A 19,774-nucleotide genomic window follows, 5' to 3' on the forward strand; every position below is an offset into this window, starting at 1 on the left:
AACTAAAAAAAAAGAAAAAGAAAAAGCGTATGGAATCCCATACACTTTTTTACTTAGTCTGTAAATATGGCGGCAATTGTTGCAACTGTTCCTTATCCTTTTCGCGTTCTCTACGCGCCCATTTAAAGAATACATAACCAATAATCGTACCGTACACTATTTCCTGGACAATTTTCATAATGATACCGCCCGTTTGTTGGTCTTGTACTACTGGCATCCAGTGCAAAAATTCTGGTCCAGTTATATTTAATTCTGATAAAGTTCCCGCAGGTACGCATAGTTCCATCGCTTTCATCCAAGCAGCTGAATCCGTATACGTTGCAAATAACGGTGCAGTTGCAAAAATTATTAATGCACAAGCTGGCGTTAATAATATACCGTTAGCAAACATATAACCAAGTTTCTTTATATCACTTAACGTTTGATATTCTGGTAACGGATTTAACATCGGCCACCACATCATGATTGCCGAAAAAAATAATATAGCGAGGCAAATCGGATGGGCAATTTGGCTTTGTTTTACTGCATCAAAAACAACTGGCAAATGATAAAAAGAAAACAGTCCATTAAATACAAACAATGCAATAAGCGGTTTAGCAAAAATTTTCAACACAATTTGAACTAGCTTAAAAGAAGTAATATAACGATATAACCAAACTGGTATACCAAGTAATAATAAAGGCGGAACTGCAATATACATGACTGCCATTTCAAACATATGTGCACTAAATATAATATGGCCAATTAAATCAATAGGTCCACCCTTTACAAAATACAAAAGAACAATTCCAGACGTAAAATAAAAAATTTGCTTTTTACTTACCTTCGTCGCATTTTCAAATCGAGTTCTATATGGTCCAATAATTAAGAAGTATCCAATAAGAATCGAAAGCATAAATAATAAAAAGAATGGACTCCATAAAGCTTGAAAGCCAAATATCCATAAGTTACTCATTGTCACCCCCACCTTCCTAATGGTTATCCTTCCACATAATGTGAAGAGGGGGCTGTGACAACACAAGCCCCCTTATTCTTCACTTTTCAAATCCACACGATTGTCATAAAAGCTAAAATTGTAATTAATCCTATTAACAGGCCAGAATACAGAAAGAAACTTGCAGCCTCATGCCCTTTATGGCTCATATGCATAAAATAATACAATTGAAAAATTACTTGCACCACTGCTAATAGTAAAATAAACGGAACAGAGAAGGTTGGACTAAAAGTTTTTGGATATGCTACCGCTACAAATGCAACTAATGTCAGGAAAATCATTAGCGCAAACGTAATAACTTGGTGCTTCATCTCCTCTGCACTTTTTCTCTTCCGATAAACAAGATCCACCTTAGGATTATTTGTTTGTCTTATCGCCATTGTTTATCCCACCATTCCCATTAAATATACTACAGTGAAAATAAACACCCAAACTACGTCAATAAAGTGCCAATAAATTGATGCAACATAAAACTTTGGTGCGTTGTATAAATTTAAACCACGCTTCGCATTTCTAAAGATTAATGTTAAAATCCAACACAATCCAAACAATACGTGAAGTCCATGTGTACCAACAAGAGCATAAAATGCAGAGCCAAATGCACTACTTCTCATAGTATGCTTAAATTCATGTGTATAATGATAAAACTCATATATTTCAAATCCCAAAAACCCTAAGCCAAGCAACACTGTTACAAGTAGCCAAAGTTGCATTTTCTTAAAATTAAAGTTTTTCATATGGTACATCGCATATACACTCGTTAAACTACTCGTTAATAAAAGCATCGTCATAATGAAAACGAGCGGCATTTGAAACATCTCTTGAGATGTTGGTCCACCATTTGTAGAGTTTTTTAATGCCAAATATGTGCCAAACAAGGAAGCGAACAATACTGTTTCGCCTCCAAGAAATAACCAAAAACCGACAAACTTATTTTTCCCCTCAAGGGTTGCTTTTTCAGGCTCTGCTGGAAATGTTTCATTCGTTAATTTTTCATCTACATGCATTATGCCTTGCCCCCCTTATCCTCTAAATCTTCCTTATGAATATGATATCCATGATCATCGACTACTGAACGAAGGAACATTGCGCCAAATGTAATGATTAAACCAATAATTGCTACTAATAACCAGAACTTATCTTTTCCACCTTGCATATACATTGCACCGAATGCCGCTATGAATAAGCCTAGAGAAATGATAAATGGTGAAAATGAAGCATTTGGCATATGAATATCACCAACTGGTTCCGCCGCCGTCATCTCTTTATTACCTTCACGTTTTTCAATCCAAAACGGATCTAACCCGCGAACAAATGGTAATTGTTTGAAATTATATTCCGGTGTAGGTGCTGGCATTGTCCATTCTAGTGTACGTCCATCCCATGGATCACGACCAGCCTTCTCTTTTGATACAGTTGTTTTTATTACATTGAATAGAAGAACAATCGTTCCAAGAGCCATAAACACAGCTCCAATAGAACTAATCATATTCCCCATTTCCAATCCTTGCCCCTCAAGATATGTGTAGTAACGACGTGGCATACCAATCAATCCAAGGAAATGCTGAATAAAGAATGTTAAATGGAAACCGATAAAGAATAACCAAAATGTTATCTTACCTAATGTTTCATTTAATATTTTATTAAACATCAGTGGCCAATAATAATGAGCCCCTGCAAGTAAACCAAATACAACACCACCGACGATTACATAATGAAAGTGCGCTACTACGAAATAGTTATCATGAAATTGATAATCAGCTGGTGCAGATGCAAGCATAACGCCTGTAACTCCACCCATTACGAATGATGGAATAAAAGCTACCGCCCACATCATCGGTGTTGTAAAACGAATACTTCCGCCCCACATTGTAAAGAGCCAGTTAAATATTTTAATACCTGTCGGAACCGCAATTGCCATTGTCGCAACTGAGAAAATAGCATTTGCAACTGGACCAAGGCCAACAGTAAACATGTGATGCGCCCATACCATGAATCCTAAAAATCCAATTAATACTGTCGCAAACACCATCGATGAATAACCAAATAATCGTTTTTTCGAAAATGTCGCGAAGATTTCTGAGAATATTCCGAAAGCTGGGAGTATAAGAATGTATACTTCCGGATGACCGAAAATCCAGAATAAATGCTCCCATATAATTGTGTTCCCACCTAATGCTGGATTAAAGAAACTTGTTCCAAATAAACGATCTAACATTAAAAGTCCTAATCCTACAGTTAACGGCGGAAAAGCAAATAATATAAGTGAAGATGTTACAAACGTTGTCCATGTAAACATCGGCATACGCATATACGTCATTCCTGGCGCACGCATATTAATGATTGTAACAAGGAAGTTAATACCTCCAATTAATGTACCAATACCTGAAATTTGCAAGCCGAGTACATAAAAATCAACACCATGGCCTTTAGAAGCTAAAGCTAATGATGCATAAGATGTCCATCCTGCATCAGGTGCTCCACCTAAAAACCAACTTAAATTTAAAAATACTCCACCAAAGAAAAATAACCAAAATCCGAGTGAATTCAAAAACGGGAACGCTACATCACGCGCACCAATTTGAAGTGGCACGGCGGCGTTCATAAATGCAAACACGAGTGGCATAGCTGCGAGGAAAATCATTGTTGTACCGTGCATCGTTAATACTTGATTATAAGCATCCCCAACAAGAAAAGCGTTGTTAGGAATCGCTAATTGAAGGCGAATAAATAGTGCTTCTATTCCGCCTATTATAAAAAACAATCCACCTGCAATTAAATAGAGAATGGCAATCTTTTTATGGTCTACTGTCGTTAAATAATCCCATATGACAGCACCCATCCCCTGTTTTTTTGCTACAGAGCTCACGTTTTCAACCTCCCCTTCGCGAATAATCCCTCTTTACTTTTCAATCTTTAACGTTTGTAAGTATGCATTTAATGCATCAATTTGATCATCCGTTAAGTTGCCATATTTACCAGTCATTTTATTTCCTGGCTTCATATTTTCAGGATCTTTCAGCCATTTTTTTAAGTTTTCTTCATTATTTTCGGCAATACCAGCAACCGTATCACGATCAGCAAAGTTCGCTAAGTTTGGTGCGATACGAGCGGAAGGTGGTCTACTATCATTAGATCCAACTGCATGACAACCAATACAGCTTTTATTAAATATTTCTTGGCCCTCTTGCGCCTTTGTTGAAGCTACTTCTTTTTTCCCATCAATCTTCTTCATATCAGCAAGCCATTTTTTGTACTCGCTTTCATCTAAAGCTTTCACTTTAAATTGCATTAAAGAATGTGACGGGCCGCAAAACTCTGTACAAAAACCATTATAAGTGCCCGATTTATCTGCCTTTAACCACATTTTGTTTACATTGTCTGTATTTGTATCCATTTTACCAGCTAAAGATGGAACCCAGAATGAATGTTTAATATCGGCACCCTTCAAATTCAAATACACTTTCTTACCTGTGGGGATAACTAAATCTTGAGAAGTTACTATTTTTTCTGATTTATAAGAAAATTCCCACCAATAAAGATTCGCTGTTACATCAACAACGATCGTATCTTTATCAATATTCTTTTTCTCCATCGCACTTACATCAGCAAGTTTGAATGTATATGTAACCGTCGGAACAGCTAAGATTAGTAAAAGAATAATCGGAATAACTGTCCATATAATTTCTAGTTTGTGATTCCCTTCAACTTGTTCTGGAATATAATCTTCCTGACCTTTCTTTTGTCGGAAACGCACAATTACATACAAGAAAATAATAGTAACTACTAGTACTACTCCTACCATGATCGCACTCGCTAGTAAGAGCAGATCATATTGCATTTTTGCTACTTCTCCTTGCGGAATTAAAGTAGATTGAAAGGCTTTACCGCATCCCCCTAACAGTAAAGCCAGCAGTGAAACGAACGAAAGCAGTCGCCACTGTTTCTTCATACAAACAACCCCCACTTTCCTTGTGAATTAGATTGTACTTTATAGTTAAGTAAAGTAAATCTCAACGTAAAGAAATCCAATTATGTCGTTGTCTTAGAAGAATGTAACTACAATCATTGATACAAATAAGATTGTTAAATAATTTAGGGAATAAACAAACATTTGTACGGACCATTTGATGTCATCCTTCTTACGGAAGCCATAAAATCCTAAAACGATCCATCCGATGTTAAGCAATGTTGCAAGTACCATAAATGTTATCCCAAGTCCACTCATATAAAATGGTAGTGGTAATAAACATACTGTCCAAATCATAATTTGGCGTTTCGTAATTTCAAATCCATGAACTACAGGAAGCATTGGAATTCCTGCATTTCGATATTCATCAACACGTTTCATCGCTAACGCAAGGAAATGTGGGATTTGCCAAATAAACATAATTAAAAATAACATCCAAGCAATTGGATGGCCTAAAGATGGATCAATTGCTGCCCATCCAATTAAAGGTGGAACTGCTCCAGAAATACTACCTACAACAGTATTTAGCGTATACTTTCTCTTTGTCCATAAAGTATATAAGACAACATATGTGAAGGCACCAATAAATCCCATTAATACTGCCATCGGTGTTGTTAATAATAAGAATACAAATCCAAGTAGTAATATAACTAGTCCAAATGTAAGTGCAAAACCTGGTTTATACTTTCCTGTAACCGTTGGACGGGTTTTTGTTCTTTCCATTAACGGATCGATGTCTCGATCAATGTAGTTATTTAAACAACATACCCCTGCCATAATTAATCCGGAACCAACGATTGTAAAAAATAGCTTATCCAGATTGTCCATCACACTTAATCCATTAAAGTGTAACGCCAACCAAAATCCTGTAAATACAGTAAGTGTATTTGAGTTTACAATCCCCATTTTAACGAGCGCTGATAAATCTTGTAACCGAGTTGTTTCGGGTACACTTGTTACAGCTGACTCATCATGCAGCTCACTTGTTGCATGGTTCATCACTTTAACCCCCTCTTAAAACTTTCATCTTTCTTTTTGCGCCTATTTCGAATGAAATAATTCGCTTCTATATAGCAATATTATTACAGTAGAAATATTGTTAACCCATTCTACTACTAATCTACGCCCATACTCCAATATATTAAATCATATTTCCCGAACATTTTGTGAAGAAAACATGAACTTTTTGTGTCGAATATAAAAAAGCTTACTTCTTACTTATCCTTATCATAACATGATGTTACTTTCTATAATAAACTATTTTGTCATATTTAACACGTATTCTCCCCATTTCTTTTCAAAATAGCCTATTTTCCTCCTAAAAATCCCCTTATAAATTCTATTTTCACACCCTTTTTCTCCCCTTTGTCTTCCCCCTCCATTTCTTTGCTATTTTATTATTTTTTATATATCATAGGAACTAGCGCGTTTTATTCTATACATAATGGAATGAAAATATTTCGCAATAACTTCATAGCAGAAAGATGGTGAAAGAGATTGCAACGCTTTATTAAATGGTTAGCAGTCATTACAAGTCTTGATTTATTAGTAGTATTATTAGGAGGCGCTTTAGTTACAAAAACAGGTTCTGGCCAAGGCTGCGGTAAATCATGGCCGCTTTGTAATGGTGAGTTAGTTCCATCTAATTTATCGATGGAAACTATTATTGAACTAAGTCACCGCCTTACATCAGGATCAGCAGGAATACTTGTCACTCTCCTTTGTATTTTATCCTGGAAGTATTATAAACATGTGCGCGAAACAAAAACGTTAGCAATTTTATCCTTCGTATTTTTAGTTGCACAAGCATTAATGGGAGCGGCAGCCGTTGTTTGGGGTCAAATGCCAGCTGTACTTGCTATCCATTTTGGTATTTCCTTAATTTCATTCGCTTCTGTTATTTTGTTAACGTGTCTTATTTTTGAAATTGATCAGAAATTTGATGCACGTTCACTTATTATGGATAAAAAAATGAAATTTCACATTTATGGTGTAACAATTTACAGTTATATCGTCGTCTACACAGGGGCTTTAGTACGTCACGAACGAGCTAGCTTAGCCTGTCCAGACTTTCCTTTATGTAGTAAAAATAGACCATGGCCGACTCAATTACATGAGTGGGTTCAAATGGGGCATAGAGCTGCAGCGATATTAATATTCCTTTGGATACTATACGCAATGATTATTGCTATTCGTCAATATAAGCAACAAAGCGTAGTATACTGGGGATGGATTATTTCCTTTATTCTTGTAACACTTCAAGCTATTGTTGGGATTTTAGTTGTATATACAAATGCTAGTTTAGCAATGGCATTATTACATTCCCTATTCATTTCTTGCTTGTTTGCTGTATTATGCTATTTAGTTATGTTAGGAACAAGAAGTAAAGTGAACGCAAAAGAATCCGAATCAACTTCTAAACAAACAAAATAATTTAAAACTGAAATCCCTTGCCGAATCGGCAAGGGATTTTTTGCAATAAGAAAAGAGCTGTATTTACACAGCTCTTTTCTTATTTTAGTGATCTAATTCAATAAGTAAATCACCCGTTTGAATTGCATCACCATCGTTAACATATACTTTCTTCACTTTACCATTGAACGGCGCTTGAACTGTCGTTTCCATTTTCATCGCTTCTGTAATTGCCATAGAATCGCCTTTTTTCACTTCATCGCCTTCTTTTACAACTACTTTAATAACCGTTCCTGGCATCGTTGCGCTAATATGGTTTGGATTTTCACGGTTTCCTTTCACACGTTGTGCAACTGTTGCTTTCACACTTTCGTCTTTCACAACAATCTCACGTGGTTGTCCGTTAAATTCTAAGTAAAGAATACGATTTCCATCCGGCTGAGGTTCTCCAATTGATACTAGTTTAACCATCAATGTTTTACCTTGCTCAATTTCCACATCAATTTCTTCACCAAGTCTCATACCATAGAAGAATGTCGGTGTATCAAGCACAGATACATTACCATACATCTCAGCAACTTTTTCGTAGTCCATAAATACTTTCGGATATAACGCGTACGCAACTACATCGAAAATCGTTACTTCGCGTCCAAGTTTATGGAATAACTCTTCTTTTAAAGCATCAAAATCTACTGGCTCTAACAATTCACCCGGTCTTACTGTTAACGGCTCTTTCCCTTTTAAAATAATCTTTTGTAATTCTTTCGGAAAACCACCGTACGGTTGACCTAAATCACCAGAGAACATTTCAACAACAGATCCTGGGAAATCCAAAGCATGTCCACGCTCTAAAATATCTTGTTCTGTCAAATGGTTTTGAACCATAAATAATGCCATATCACCAACAACTTTTGAAGATGGCGTTACTTTTACAATGTCTCCAAACATGTCATTCACACGACGGTACATTACTTTCACTTCATCGAAGCGATCTCCTAACCCAACCGCCTTTGCTTGTTGCTGAAGATTACTATACTGCCCACCCGGCATTTCGTGCATATATACCTCTGTGTGAGGTGCATTCATACCACTTTCAAACGGTGCATAGTATTTGCGTACATCTTCCCAGTAATGAGATAGTTTTTCTAATGAATCTATATTAACATCTGGTTGTCTTTCATTTCCGCCTAATGCGTAGTATAGTGTGTTCGCACTTGGTTGTGACGTTTGACCTGCCATTGAACTCACCGCTACATCGACAATATCAACACCCGCTTCAATTGCCTTCGTATACGTTAATATACCGTTTCCGCTCGTATCATGTGTGTGCAAGTGAATCGGAATCGATACTGTCTCTTTTAATGCAGAAACTAAATCGTATGCAGCATTAGGTTTTAATAAACCTGCCATATCTTTAATACCTAATATATGAGCACCTGATGCTTCTAATTCTTTCGCCAAGTTTTTATAATAATTCAAATCATATTTACTACGTAACGGATCATGAATATCTCCTGTATAACACATTGTCGCTTCTGCAATTTTGCCAGTATCTCGTACAGCATCAATCGCAACTCTCATACCTTCTACCCAGTTTAAGCTATCAAAAATTCGGAATACATCAATGCCAGCTTGAGCAGAACATTCCACAAATTTTTGAATTAAATTATCTGGATAGTTTTTGTAACCAACTGCGTTTGAAGAGCGAAGTAACATTTGGAATAAAACATTCGGCATTTTTTCACGAAGATCTAGTAATCGTTCCCATGGATCTTCTTTTAAGAAACGATACGCAACATCGAACGTTGCACCGCCCCACATTTCCGCTGAGAATAAGTTCGGTAACATTCTCGCTGTCGGCTCTGCAATTTGATGTAAATCTTTTGTACGAATACGAGTTGCAAGTAGTGACTGATGCGCATCACGGAATGTTGTATCAGTTAAAAGTACACGTTTTTGATCTTGAACCCACTTTACTAATCCATCCGCTCCACGCTCATCCAAAATTTGTTTTGTTCCATTTTGTATCGGCTCTGAGTGTACTACATTTGGTATACGAGCATCTGGGAAAATTGGTTTCTCTTTTTTCCCTACTCCCGGGAAACCATTTACTGTTACTGAACCAATGTAATTTAACATTTTCGTTCCGCGGTCTTTACGTTTCGGGAATAAGAACAGTTCAGGTGACGCGTCAATAAACGACGTATCATATTCTCCTGATAAGAAGTTTTTATGTTTTACTACATTCTCTAGGAATGGAATATTTGTTTTAATACCACGAATACGGAATTCTTTTAAGTTACGTTCCATTTTTGCAGCAGCTTGTTCAAAAGTAAGAGCCCAAGTCGTAACTTTTACAAGTAAAGAATCGTAGTACGGTGTAATAACTGCACCTTGGAAACTATTACCTGTATCAAGACGAACACCAAAGCCACCGCCTGATCGGTACGCCATAATTTTTCCTGTATCCGGCATAAAATTATTTAGTGGGTCTTCAGTCGTTACACGAGATTGGATTGCAAATCCGTGCACAACCACTTCTTCTTGCTTCGGAACACCTACCATTTTACTATGTAATGCATGTCCATCAGCTATTAAAATTTGCGATTGAACGATATCCACTCCTGTAATCATCTCTGTAATCGTATGTTCAACTTGAACACGTGGGTTTACTTCTATGAAGTAAAACTCATCACCTTTTACAAGAAATTCTACCGTTCCTGCGTTTAAATAGTTTACATTTTTCGTTAACTTCACAGCAGCTTCACAAATACGTTGACGCAAATCATCTGAAAGCGAAACGCTTGGTGCGATTTCGACAACTTTTTGATGGCGACGTTGCACAGAACAGTCACGCTCGAATAAGTGAACAACATTGCCTTCTTCATCTGCTAAAATTTGTACTTCTATATGTTTAGGTTTTTCAACGAATTTTTCAACGTATACTTCATCATTACCAAAGGCTGCTTTTGCTTCTGATTTCGCGCGATTATACGATTCTCTTAACTCTTCACTAGCTCGTACTATACGCATACCTCGACCGCCACCACCAAGGGACGCTTTAATAATAATCGGGTAATCATACTTTTCAGCAAACTCTTCGACTTCTTCTATTGAATCTATTGGACCATCACTACCAGGAATAACCGGAATTTGTGCTAGCTGCGCTTGTGTTCTTGCTTTCACTTTATCTCCAAACATATCTAAATGCTCACTTTTCGGACCAATAAAGATAATTCCTTCTTCTTCACAACGTTTTGCGAATTGGATATTTTCTGACAAGAAACCATATCCAGGGTGGATTGCATCTACATGATTGCTTTTCGCAATCTCAATAATGCCCTCAATATCTAGATAAGCATCAATTGGCTTTTTCCCTTCCCCAACTAAATAGGACTCATCGGCTTTATAGCGATGATAAGAACCGCTATCCTCTTTAGAATAGATTGCAACTGTTTTTAATCCAAGTTCCGAACAAGCTCGAAACACACGAATTGCAATCTCTCCACGGTTAGCTACCAATACTTTTTGAATACGTTGCAGCTTTGTCATGATTTTCCCCCTCTACTTTCCTACCACTCTAGAGATAAAATATATACACACCATAAAAAGCGTGAAGTTCTTCACTTTCCACATTATATTATACTTAGAAAGTTTCACTTTATTTTTATCCATCATACCTTATTTTTTAACAAATGATAAGTTTTCTGTGCAATTTGTTTCACAAAAATAGTATAGCATACCTCTTCCTTTTCGAACAACCTAATTGTATATCACATTTGTTTTAATGTGATATATCTTTTGGATATAAAAACAATTAATATATCACATTTGAAATTACTTTAAATAAAAAAACACATTGTGCTCTACAGCGCAATGTGTTTTTATTTTACAACTACAAGATGCGGTCCACCCTGTTCTCTTTCTTTAACTAACTCATTTTGTTGTTTTTCTTGTCTTTTCACATGACTAGCAATATTCAATAATATCCCCATCGCAAGTAGATTAGCTAACAAGGAACTTCCGCCGTAACTAACAAAAGGTAACGGTACCCCAGTAAGCGGTATTAATCCAGACATACCACCGACATTGATAAACGTTTGAACTCCAAACAAACTTGCAATTCCGATGGCTATTAAACTTCCAAATGGATCTGTACACTTTTGCGCCACTCTAAATGAGCGAATGATAATTAACAATAAACAGATTAAAATGATAGCTACACCTATAAAGCCTAGTTCTTCAGATATAATCGCCATAATAAAATCCGTTTGGGGCTCTGGTAAGTATCCATACTTTTGCACACTATTCCCTAACCCTCTACCATTTAACCCACCTGAAGCAATTCCAATAAATGAATTTACCAATTGGAATCCATCATTTTGAGGATCGTTAAACGGATCCAGAAAAACTGAAAATCGCGCTTTTTGGTATGAACTTAATTTATAATTCCCAATAAAATACAACATTGGGACCCATACTACAGACGTTAATAAGAATCTTTTTATCCATAAATTAACACTAACTCCTGAACAAAGAAACATGATTCCTACCGTTCCCGCAATTAACATATCGGTACCTAAGTCATTTTGCTTTAAAATTAAAAACATGATTAAACCAATACCTAAAAGTACCGGTCCCGATCCTTTGAAAACAGACGTATTTGTTTCTTGCCTTTTCGCAAAAAAATGAGCCAATACGAGAATAACTGTTATCTTTACAAATTCCGCAGGCTGTATTCCAAATATCCATCCATTTGCACCATTTACTTTCTTAGTGAAAAAGGCTGCTGCCGCTAATAAGGCAACACTAGCACCGTAACTTCCCAATAAGAAAATTCGTTTTCTCCACACTTTATATGGGATAATAGCCATAATTATTAATACCATTGTCCCAGCAGCTAAAGTAAGTAATTGTCTTTTAAAAAAGAAATTTGCTGGTTTATCAAACCGCGAAATCGCAACAATGGAACTAGAACTATATACCATTATGACTCCCAGCACACATAAAATAACAAGAGGAAGTAATAATGAATAATCCATTGATTTCCATATTCTTTTCATTTCATTTCCTCTCTCTGTTTCAAATTAATTATTGTTGTATTCCATATGTATATACGTTCTTCCTGCTTTATTATACAAATAAAAAGCTCAAACTGTTTTAGTTTGAGCCCCCTTATTTGAACCCGTTATTGTTGTTTGTTTGTAAATGCTTCATGAAGTGCAGATAACTCACGTTCGAGCTCTCCTAACATTGCTTTCCCTTGCTCTTCTGCAATAAGACCAAGGCGAACCGCAAAATCGACCTCGCGGGATAGTCCAAACATTTGTGTGTCTAAAACTTCTTCATATAATGGACATTGCGGCATTGTAAGATGGTCCATTTGCACCTTAATAAGTCTTAAAATCTTCTCTGCATCCGCTTGTAGAAGGGCTAGTGCCTTTTCCTGATGATTTGATACTGTCTCAGACGCCAAATTGATTCCCTCCGTTTCCGTCCTACTCTCTCATATCTATTAATATTAGCGATAGTTTTAATAAATTGCAATAGAAACATTTTTTGTGACAACAGTGTCTAATACTATTATACTGAAAAGTGGGAGTATAACACAAATGGGGGAACAACAATGAGCGAAATTTTATTTATTAATGGAAAAGTACGTTTTCCAATCACTATTGATCCAACTGTTTGGATTTTTGACGATCGAAAAGTAGATTTGACAACTTACTTTGATGAAACTAGAGAAAACACGTCTGAACTAGAAGCTTACTTAAAGAACACTTCAGAACATTGGGATCGTGAAATCCGTGATGGTGCTGCCTTCCCGCCAATACAACAAAGTGTAAAGAAATATAAAAAAGAACAGCTGATTACTGGGACATTTGGTATACCATTTCATCCATTTCTTGCTAACGCCGAAATTTTAGAGGACGCTATGCAAGTTGAAATTGAAACAGTAGATACTACCATTACACTACCATTAGAAACGGTCAACAAGGCCATTCTTGGTTTTTCAAAAGAAGGAAAACCATTAAAAGAGGACGGACCTGTACATCTATATTTCAATGATGGATCTAATAGACAAAATCCAATCCGTAACATCCGTAAATTCACAATTATTTAACGAGTATACTAAAAAAAGGAGTGAGCTGAAGCTCACTCCTTTTTATAATAAATCCGCTGCTAGTTGAGCTAAATTCGAGCGCTCCCCTTTAACAAACTTTACATGACCACTAATACGTTGCTCTTTAAATTTCTCGACAACGTATGTTAAACCGTTATTATATTCATCTAAATATGGATGATCGATTTGCTGAGGATCTCCCATTAATACAATCTTACTTTTCTCTCCTACTCTCGTTAATATCGTCTTCACTTCATGCTTCGTTAAATTTTGTGCCTCATCAATAATAATGAATTGGTCTGGAATACTTCTGCCACGTATATAAGTAAGAGCCTCTACTTCAATCGAACCCATTCCAGCTAAAATAGCATCTAATTCCCCTGGCTTTTTCGTATTAAATAAATACTCTAGATTATCAAAAATCGGCTGCATCCATGGTCTTAACTTTTCTTCTTTTTCTCCTGGTAAATAACCGATATCTTTTCCGACTGGAACAATTGGTCTTGCAACAAGTAATTTTTTATATAACCCTAAATCTTCCGTTTGCATTAATCCCGAAGCTAACGCAAGTAACGTTTTTCCTGTACCAGCTTTCCCCGTTAACGTTACAAGCGGAATATCTTCGCGAAGCAACAATTCTAATCCCATTATTTGCTGCACGTTTCGTGGTCGTATCCCCCACACTTGCTCATTGTGAAAAATAAGTTTCTTCACCTTCTTACCTAAGTGATCTACAATGCCAAGTGCAGAACTAGAACCCCCAAGTGCATCCTTCATTACCACAAACTGATTTGGATAAAAAGGATGATTTGCAATTTCAGATAAAGGTAATTCACCTTTTTCATAAAAATAATCCAATTGTTCTTTTGATATATACCCTTCTAAAAAACCTGAATATATATTATCTACTTCAATTACGCGATCACTTAAATAATCTTCAGCCTTCAATCCAATTGCATCAGCTTTTACCCTTACGAGCACGTCTTTACTTACTAAAATAACAGACTTCCCGTCCTCTTTTTCTTGTTCTTCTAAAGATAGATTTTTTGCTACTGCTAAAATTCGATTATCATTTGTTTTTTCTACAAAAATATCTTGTAGTTGAACAAATGAACGATGATTTAATTCAATACGAAATGTACCGCCGTTTTCTAGCGGAATACTTTCATGCAGCTTTCCTATTTCACGAAATTTATCTATTAACTTAGATACATAACGAGCATTTCGTCCTACTTCGTCCATATAACGTTTCTTCGAATCAACCTCTTCTAATACAACTGCCGGAATCACTACTTCATTGGTTTCAAATGAAAAAATAGATAAAGGATCCTGCAAAAGTACATTCGTATCTAACACATAAATTTTATCCAACCTGTTACCCCCTGACTCCACTTTTAAATTTGTAGAACAAGGGTTTCATCCATAAAATATGGACGAACCATTGTTATAATTATATGTACCGTATAAACGAGGTAGAATCGAAAATTATAGCAATTAAACCTTTTCTTTATTTTTTATTCATTTCTATTCAATATATTACTTTTAATTTTAATTATTAACGTTAAACCACAATAACTGATTCCAAAAGTTAATGAACAATTTTCTTATTCATCTCACTTATAATTCTTTTATCCCTACCAACACTTGGTTATCCAGTTTTTTTGCTGCCCGAAGATCGTATGTTTTTTCATATTTTGGTTCAATTGCAAGTTTTGCTCCATAAAACATAACATCACGTACTTCTTGCACACTTACTTCTATTACAGCTAATTTTAGAGGAATGCCTTCCATTCTATCTGTCAAAATTTCACCTGCACCACTTATGGAAAATACGGATCCATTCGCCATTATAGTCAATACCACTCCCGGATTGCGCCTTATATTTTCCACAATACGTGAACGTTGATCTACCGCAAATCGAATACTAGTTTCACTCACTGCATACACCCAAGAAATAGCACTTACGTTAGGAACTTGTTTTTCGAAATCTGTTGTTGCTACCATAACAATACATTCTTTACGGAACGTTTGTACTAAATCATCTGTTAATGTAGGCTCTACTACATTCGCCATATTTCCACCTCCAAATATACTTAATATATCCTTATCATAACTTATTTTTCGAATTGCGAAAATATTATTTTTTCCTCCTATTATTCAAAAACATCATACTTCCATGATATACTTATACCGATAGAATTCGTATTGAGGTGACGAAATGAGAGTCAAATGTATGATCTGTGATAAAAAAGATATGTTAGATGACGAAAATCCTACGGCAAAAAAACTGCGTAATCGCCCTATTCATACATATATGTGCATGGAATGTTCGGAACGAATTGCAGAGCGTACGATGGAACGTCATGCAAGTGGTAATTTCCGATTATACCGTGATAAAAAAGTTGAAGACGATTGGTAAAATATAAATAAGTCCTTAATCATATCGATAAGGACTTATTTATATTTTTCAGGTTCACGATTCATCTGATCCAAAAAACAATCAATAGCTTCTAATGGAAATCTCACAGATTTTCTTTCCCCATCAATTTCATATGTAATCAAATACATTTCCTCATTCTTTTTAACTTCCACATCCCTTAATTTATGTTCTTCATATATCATATTTTGAAATAACAAATACGTTTCTTTCGCAGCACTATCATCGGGGCGTGCTTCCGCAACTGTTTTAATCGTTAACCAATTATATAGTGCATCTTGTACTGAATGCATGTCATTAATTCCCCCTCATCCTACTTTTTCTTGTTTTGCTTGACGTAAGCGCAATCTATAAATTCCTAGTACAATTGCTGCTACAACAAGCCCCTCCCCAACAGGTAAAAATACAGCAAAAAAGGTTAACACTGTACATCCAATTGCTAAAGAAATATATATCACGATATTTTTTAGTACAGATAATTTTCTAGCAAATCCTAAATTATAAACGAGAGCACTTAATATAATAATCGTTCCATAAAGTAACCACATTCCTAACTCTGGATTTTCATCCACCTTACATAATTTAGCAAAAAAAGACATCCTTTCTAACACACTCTTCCCCCCTAGCTATAAAAACAAGTTTTCTTTATACACTTAATACAAGAGTAACTCGCAAAAAAAATACTGTCCACAAAAAAGAATAAATATTCTAAAAATAAATAAAAACAAAAAAACAACTACCTTTTGGAAAGGTAGTTGTTTTTTTGTTTTTACGCTTCTACAGATTTCTTTTTCTTAGCAGCTCTTTCGCGCTCGCTCTTATCAAGAATCTTTTTACGTAGACGGATTGATTCCGGAGTCACTTCACAGAACTCGTCATCGTTTAAGTACTCTAATGACTCTTCTAAAGTCATTAAGCGTGGTTTTTTCATTGTTGAAGTTTGGTCTTTCGTTGCAGAACGAATGTTAGTTTGTTGTTTCATTTTTACAACGTTAACTGTTAAATCATTTTCACGTGTATGTTCTCCAACAATCATACCAGCATATACTTCTGTACCTGGTTCAACGAAGATTACACCGCGATCTTCAACTTGCATAATACCGTATTGTGATGCTTTTCCTGTTTCAAGTGAAACTAGAACACCTTGACGACGTCCACCTACTTGTCCAGCGTGTACTGGTTGGTAGCAATCGAATGTATGGTTTAAAATACCGTAACCACGAGTTAATGTTAAGAATTCTGTTGTGTAACCAATTAAACCACGTGCTGGAACCATGAAAGTAAGGCGAACTTGACCGTTTCCGTTATTCACCATATCTAACATTTCACCTTTACGTGCACCCATTGATTCCATAATAGAACCAGTGTATTCTTCAGGCACATCGATTTGTACGCGCTCTACAGGCTCACATCTTACGCCATCAACATCTTTAATAATTACTTCAGGTTTAGATACTTGTAGTTCATAACCTTCACGACGCATGTTTTCAATTAGGATAGATAAATGTAACTCACCACGTCCAGATACGATCCACGCATCAGGAGAATCTGTATTATCTACACGTAAACTTACATCTGTTTCTAATTGTGAACGAAGACGCTCTTCAATTTTACGAGATGTAATGTATTTACCTTCACGACCTGCAAATGGGCTGTTATTTACAAGGAATGTCATTTGTAGTGTTGGCTCATCAATACGTAATAATGGTAAAGCCTCTTCATGCTCAACTGGGCATACTGTTTCACCAACGTTAATGTCTTCCATACCTGAAACAGCTACTAAATCTCCAGCTTTTGCTTCTTCAATTTCTTGACGTTTTAATCCAATGTAACCAAATAATTTCGTTACACGGAATTGTTTTACACTTCCGTCAACCTTCATTAATGCAACTTGTTGTCCTACTTTCATAGTACCGCGGAATACGCGTCCAACTCCGATACGACCAACGTAGTCATTGTAATCAAGAAGTGCTACTTGGAATTGAAGTGGCTCTTCACTGTTATCCACTGGTGCTGGAATATGTTCAATAATTGTGTCAAACAATGATTTCATATTCTCTTCTTGATTTGCTGGATTTGAATCTAAGCTTGCTGTTCCGTTCATTGCTGATGCAAATACAACTGGGAACTCTAATTGATCTTCGTTTGCACCAAGCTCGATGAATAAGTCAACAACTTCATCAACTACTTCGTCAGGGCGAGCAAAGTCACGGTCAATTTTGTTTACAACTACGATTGGTGTTAAGTTTTGCTCAAGAGCTTTCTTTAAAACAAATCGTGTTTGTGGCATACAACCTTCATATGCATCAACAACAAGTAGAACACCATCAACCATTTTCATGATACGTTCTACTTCTCCACCGAAGTCCGCATGACCAGGTGTATCTAAAATGTTAATTCTTTTATCTTCATAGTGAATCGCAGTATTTTTCGCTAAAATTGTAATACCGCGTTCTCTTTCTAGATCATTTGAGTCCATTGCGCGTTCTTCAATATGTTCATTCGCACGGAACGTCCCCGCTTGACGTAATAACTGGTCAACAAGTGTTGTTTTACCATGGTCAACGTGGGCAATAATTGCTATATTTCGTAAATCTTGTCGTTTTTTCAACATGTCCAACTCCTAATGTCTTTTTAATCCTTCTCTATTATAAGAGCGAAGGGGATACAATGGCAATCAAAATAAAATCAAGAATGAAAATATAGTTGTATTCTTACTTTTGTGAAAGTAAAATGAGATTGGAGGGTGAAGAAATGGAACACATTCAATATCGCTTTTTATTAACTGCAATTATCGGTGTTATTTTCTTAATCGGTATCGGCATTATGGTTGCTGAAAATAGTCCCATTGGTATTATTATTTGCATTATCGGCACATTTGTTACAGTTGGATATGGTTTTGTAACAAAAAGAAAAATGCGTAAATCGCAATAATGTTAAAAAGTAAGAAGCTTGTATATAGCCTCTTACTTTTTTTGTTACTGCGATATAAATGATAATACTTCCTCATATACTCCCGGTTTTGCAACTAATACACTGCTTTTCTCTATAATAGACAGCGGAGCTCCGGAGAATGTTGTCACCTTTCCTCCAACTTCCTCAACTATGATCTGCCCCCCACCAAAATCCCATGGTGATAATCTCGGCGTTACATATGCATCTATTCTTCCCGTTGCAACGTATACCATTTCTAATGCTGCACAGCCATATGATCTCGTACCCCTTGCTTTCTTAACAAGTGCCATCATACTTTCCATATTAAGCAATGGATTGTCGGTAAGCCATATCGCATTTAAAGCTATAATACCATTCTCTACTGTTCCTTTTTCCAATAGAGGAATTGGCGTATCATTACAAAACGCTCCAACTCCCTTTACCGCATGATATAATTCATCATGAACAGGATCATAAATAAGACCAATTTTTCCGATACCGTTCTCATAAATTCCAATTGAAATTGCGAAATTTCTTTTTTGATGTACAAAATTCATTGTACCATCAATTGGATCAATTAACCAAACAACCCCGTCAGAAGAAGTTATCTCATCTCCATAGCCTTCTTCTCCTAAAATATTATGGGTTGGGAATGTTTCTTTAATTTTCCCAATTAAATACTGTTCTATTTCCCGGTCCATGTTTGTTACTAAATCAGCTGCATTTGATTTCGTTTCTATAATAAGTGCTTGTTTCAGTGATGCCATTAAACGCTCTCCTGCATCTCGAATCCACCGTTTGGCGTGTGCATCGATATCTTTCCATACCTCTTGCATGTTTAAACACTCCGATCTATACTGTTCACAGAAAAAACGAACCCTTTATAAGGTTCGCACCAACTAA

Annotated in this window: 19 protein-coding genes; 4 read left to right on the forward strand and 15 right to left on the reverse strand. The window is 36.0% G+C overall.

What is annotated here, in order from left to right; genetic code table 11:
- Positions 1 to 49: 49 nt before the first annotated feature.
- From ctaG to ctaB, 6 genes are all read right to left on the reverse strand, one after another.
- Positions 50 to 955: a cytochrome c oxidase assembly factor CtaG gene (gene ctaG, locus G9F74_RS01450; RefSeq protein WP_000069007.1), complete on the reverse strand. Its 906-nt coding sequence runs from the start codon at positions 953 to 955 to the stop codon at positions 50 to 52.
- 86 nt (positions 956 to 1,041) lie between these two features.
- Positions 1,042 to 1,374 carry a cytochrome c oxidase subunit IVB gene (gene ctaF, locus G9F74_RS01455; protein ID WP_001007827.1) on the reverse strand — a complete coding sequence of 111 codons (333 nt, stop codon included), beginning with the start codon at positions 1,372 to 1,374 and terminating at the stop codon, positions 1,042 to 1,044.
- Between the two features lie 3 nt (positions 1,375 to 1,377).
- On the reverse strand, positions 1,378 to 2,001 hold the full coding sequence (gene ctaE, locus G9F74_RS01460) for a cytochrome c oxidase subunit III (protein WP_000557861.1): 624 nt from the start codon (positions 1,999 to 2,001) through the stop codon (positions 1,378 to 1,380).
- Positions 2,001 to 3,836 (reverse strand): cytochrome c oxidase subunit I, encoded by a 1,836-nt coding sequence (ctaD, locus tag G9F74_RS01465; RefSeq protein WP_170957719.1) that lies wholly within the window; start codon positions 3,834 to 3,836, stop codon positions 2,001 to 2,003. Before ctaD ends, ctaE begins: the two co-directional genes overlap by 1 nt.
- A 60-nt stretch (positions 3,837 to 3,896) precedes the next feature.
- Positions 3,897 to 4,946: a cytochrome c oxidase subunit II gene (gene coxB / locus G9F74_RS01470; RefSeq protein ID WP_000745270.1), complete on the reverse strand. Its 1,050-nt coding sequence runs from the start codon at positions 4,944 to 4,946 to the stop codon at positions 3,897 to 3,899.
- A 93-nt stretch (positions 4,947 to 5,039) separates the two neighbouring features.
- Entirely contained in the window at positions 5,040 to 5,963 is a 924-nt protein-coding gene (gene ctaB, locus G9F74_RS01475) for a protoheme IX farnesyltransferase (RefSeq protein ID WP_001015063.1), read from the reverse strand.
- A 498-nt stretch (positions 5,964 to 6,461) separates the two neighbouring features.
- Between ctaB and ctaA the strand changes: the two genes are divergently transcribed.
- Positions 6,462 to 7,397 (forward strand): heme A synthase, encoded by a 936-nt coding sequence (ctaA, locus tag G9F74_RS01480; protein WP_001188753.1) that lies wholly within the window; start codon positions 6,462 to 6,464, stop codon positions 7,395 to 7,397.
- Between the two features lie 84 nt (positions 7,398 to 7,481).
- On the opposite strand, the gene pyc is transcribed toward ctaA, so the two are convergent.
- From pyc to G9F74_RS01495, 3 genes are all read right to left on the reverse strand, one after another.
- The gene (gene pyc / locus G9F74_RS01485; RefSeq protein ID WP_000164046.1) at positions 7,482 to 10,928 is read right to left on the reverse strand and encodes a pyruvate carboxylase; all 3,447 of its coding nucleotides are present in this window, start codon (positions 10,926 to 10,928) and stop codon (positions 7,482 to 7,484) included.
- A 332-nt stretch (positions 10,929 to 11,260) separates the two neighbouring features.
- Entirely contained in the window at positions 11,261 to 12,439 is a 1,179-nt protein-coding gene (locus G9F74_RS01490) for an FtsW/RodA/SpoVE family cell cycle protein (RefSeq protein ID WP_000822961.1), read from the reverse strand.
- Positions 12,440 to 12,564: 125 nt separating this feature from the next.
- On the reverse strand, positions 12,565 to 12,852 hold the full coding sequence (locus G9F74_RS01495) for an Fpa/YlaN family protein (RefSeq protein ID WP_000135695.1): 288 nt from the start codon (positions 12,850 to 12,852) through the stop codon (positions 12,565 to 12,567).
- Between the two features lie 150 nt (positions 12,853 to 13,002).
- On the opposite strand from G9F74_RS01495, the gene G9F74_RS01500 reads away from it, so the two are divergent.
- Entirely contained in the window at positions 13,003 to 13,500 is a 498-nt protein-coding gene (locus G9F74_RS01500) for a hypothetical protein (RefSeq protein ID WP_001289791.1), read from the forward strand.
- A gap of 42 nt (positions 13,501 to 13,542) precedes the next feature.
- Here G9F74_RS01500 and G9F74_RS01505 read toward each other — a convergent pair whose 3' ends face one another.
- Positions 13,543 to 14,871, reverse strand: coding sequence for a PhoH family protein (locus G9F74_RS01505; protein ID WP_000358079.1), 1,329 nt, complete (start codon positions 14,869 to 14,871; stop codon positions 13,543 to 13,545).
- Positions 14,872 to 15,117: 246 nt separating this feature from the next.
- Complete coding sequence (locus tag G9F74_RS01510; RefSeq protein ID WP_000024575.1) at positions 15,118 to 15,573, reverse strand: pyridoxamine 5'-phosphate oxidase family protein; 456 nt, start codon at positions 15,571 to 15,573, stop codon at positions 15,118 to 15,120.
- Positions 15,574 to 15,718: 145 nt separating this feature from the next.
- Here G9F74_RS01510 and G9F74_RS01515 point away from each other — a divergent pair, with 145 nt between their 5' ends.
- Positions 15,719 to 15,919, forward strand: a complete 201-nt coding sequence (locus G9F74_RS01515) for a YlaI family protein (RefSeq protein WP_002093346.1) — start codon at positions 15,719 to 15,721, stop codon at positions 15,917 to 15,919.
- Between the two features lie 35 nt (positions 15,920 to 15,954).
- Here the strand turns inward: G9F74_RS01515 and G9F74_RS01520 are convergent, their stop codons facing one another.
- The 3 genes from G9F74_RS01520 to typA all read right to left on the reverse strand — a co-directional run bounded on the left by G9F74_RS01520 (position 15,955) and on the right by typA (position 18,551).
- Positions 15,955 to 16,230, reverse strand: coding sequence for a hypothetical protein (locus G9F74_RS01520; RefSeq protein ID WP_016109037.1), 276 nt, complete (start codon positions 16,228 to 16,230; stop codon positions 15,955 to 15,957).
- Positions 16,231 to 16,245: 15 nt separating this feature from the next.
- Positions 16,246 to 16,548 carry a YlaH-like family protein gene (locus tag G9F74_RS01525; protein WP_000893661.1) on the reverse strand — a complete coding sequence of 101 codons (303 nt, stop codon included), beginning with the start codon at positions 16,546 to 16,548 and terminating at the stop codon, positions 16,246 to 16,248.
- Positions 16,549 to 16,706: 158 nt separating this feature from the next.
- Complete coding sequence (gene typA, locus G9F74_RS01530) at positions 16,707 to 18,551, reverse strand: translational GTPase TypA (protein WP_000914753.1); 1,845 nt, start codon at positions 18,549 to 18,551, stop codon at positions 16,707 to 16,709.
- Between the two features lie 140 nt (positions 18,552 to 18,691).
- Here typA and G9F74_RS01535 point away from each other — a divergent pair, with 140 nt between their 5' ends.
- Positions 18,692 to 18,871 carry a DUF5325 family protein gene (locus tag G9F74_RS01535; RefSeq protein ID WP_000400129.1) on the forward strand — a complete coding sequence of 60 codons (180 nt, stop codon included), beginning with the start codon at positions 18,692 to 18,694 and terminating at the stop codon, positions 18,869 to 18,871.
- A gap of 44 nt (positions 18,872 to 18,915) precedes the next feature.
- On the opposite strand, the gene G9F74_RS01540 is transcribed toward G9F74_RS01535, so the two are convergent.
- Entirely contained in the window at positions 18,916 to 19,707 is a 792-nt protein-coding gene (locus G9F74_RS01540; RefSeq protein ID WP_001158712.1) for an inositol monophosphatase family protein, read from the reverse strand.
- Positions 19,708 to 19,774 lie beyond the last annotated feature (67 nt).

Origin of the sequence: Bacillus sp. EKM202B (assembly GCF_011066025.1) — a bacterium.
Classification (GTDB): Bacteria; Bacillota; Bacilli; order Bacillales; family Bacillaceae_G; genus Bacillus_A; species Bacillus_A toyonensis.

Excerpts from the sequence above, each read along its gene's own strand:
- ctaD (WP_170957719.1), bottom strand. The coding sequence starts at position 3,836 with ATGGGTGCTGTCATATGGGATTATTTAACGACAGTAGACCATAAAAAG.
- ctaF (WP_001007827.1), bottom strand. The coding sequence starts at position 1,374 with ATGGCGATAAGACAAACAAATAATCCTAAGGTGGATCTTGTTTATCGG.
- ctaG (WP_000069007.1), bottom strand. The coding sequence starts at position 955 with ATGAGTAACTTATGGATATTTGGCTTTCAAGCTTTATGGAGTCCATTC.
- G9F74_RS01500 (WP_001289791.1), top strand. The coding sequence starts at position 13,003 with ATGAGCGAAATTTTATTTATTAATGGAAAAGTACGTTTTCCAATCACT.
- G9F74_RS01535 (WP_000400129.1), top strand. The coding sequence starts at position 18,692 with ATGGAACACATTCAATATCGCTTTTTATTAACTGCAATTATCGGTGTT.
- pyc (WP_000164046.1), bottom strand. The coding sequence starts at position 10,928 with ATGACAAAGCTGCAACGTATTCAAAAAGTATTGGTAGCTAACCGTGGA.
- coxB (WP_000745270.1), bottom strand. The coding sequence starts at position 4,946 with ATGAAGAAACAGTGGCGACTGCTTTCGTTCGTTTCACTGCTGGCTTTA.
- G9F74_RS01490 (WP_000822961.1), bottom strand. The coding sequence starts at position 12,439 with ATGAAAAGAATATGGAAATCAATGGATTATTCATTATTACTTCCTCTT.
- G9F74_RS01540 (WP_001158712.1), bottom strand. The coding sequence starts at position 19,707 with ATGCAAGAGGTATGGAAAGATATCGATGCACACGCCAAACGGTGGATT.
- ctaB (WP_001015063.1), bottom strand. The coding sequence starts at position 5,963 with ATGAACCATGCAACAAGTGAGCTGCATGATGAGTCAGCTGTAACAAGT.
- typA (WP_000914753.1), bottom strand. The coding sequence starts at position 18,551 with ATGTTGAAAAAACGACAAGATTTACGAAATATAGCAATTATTGCCCAC.
- G9F74_RS01515 (WP_002093346.1), top strand. The coding sequence starts at position 15,719 with ATGAGAGTCAAATGTATGATCTGTGATAAAAAAGATATGTTAGATGAC.
- G9F74_RS01510 (WP_000024575.1), bottom strand. The coding sequence starts at position 15,573 with ATGGCGAATGTAGTAGAGCCTACATTAACAGATGATTTAGTACAAACG.
- ctaE (WP_000557861.1), bottom strand. The coding sequence starts at position 2,001 with ATGCATGTAGATGAAAAATTAACGAATGAAACATTTCCAGCAGAGCCT.
- G9F74_RS01520 (WP_016109037.1), bottom strand. The coding sequence starts at position 16,230 with ATGCATTCAGTACAAGATGCACTATATAATTGGTTAACGATTAAAACA.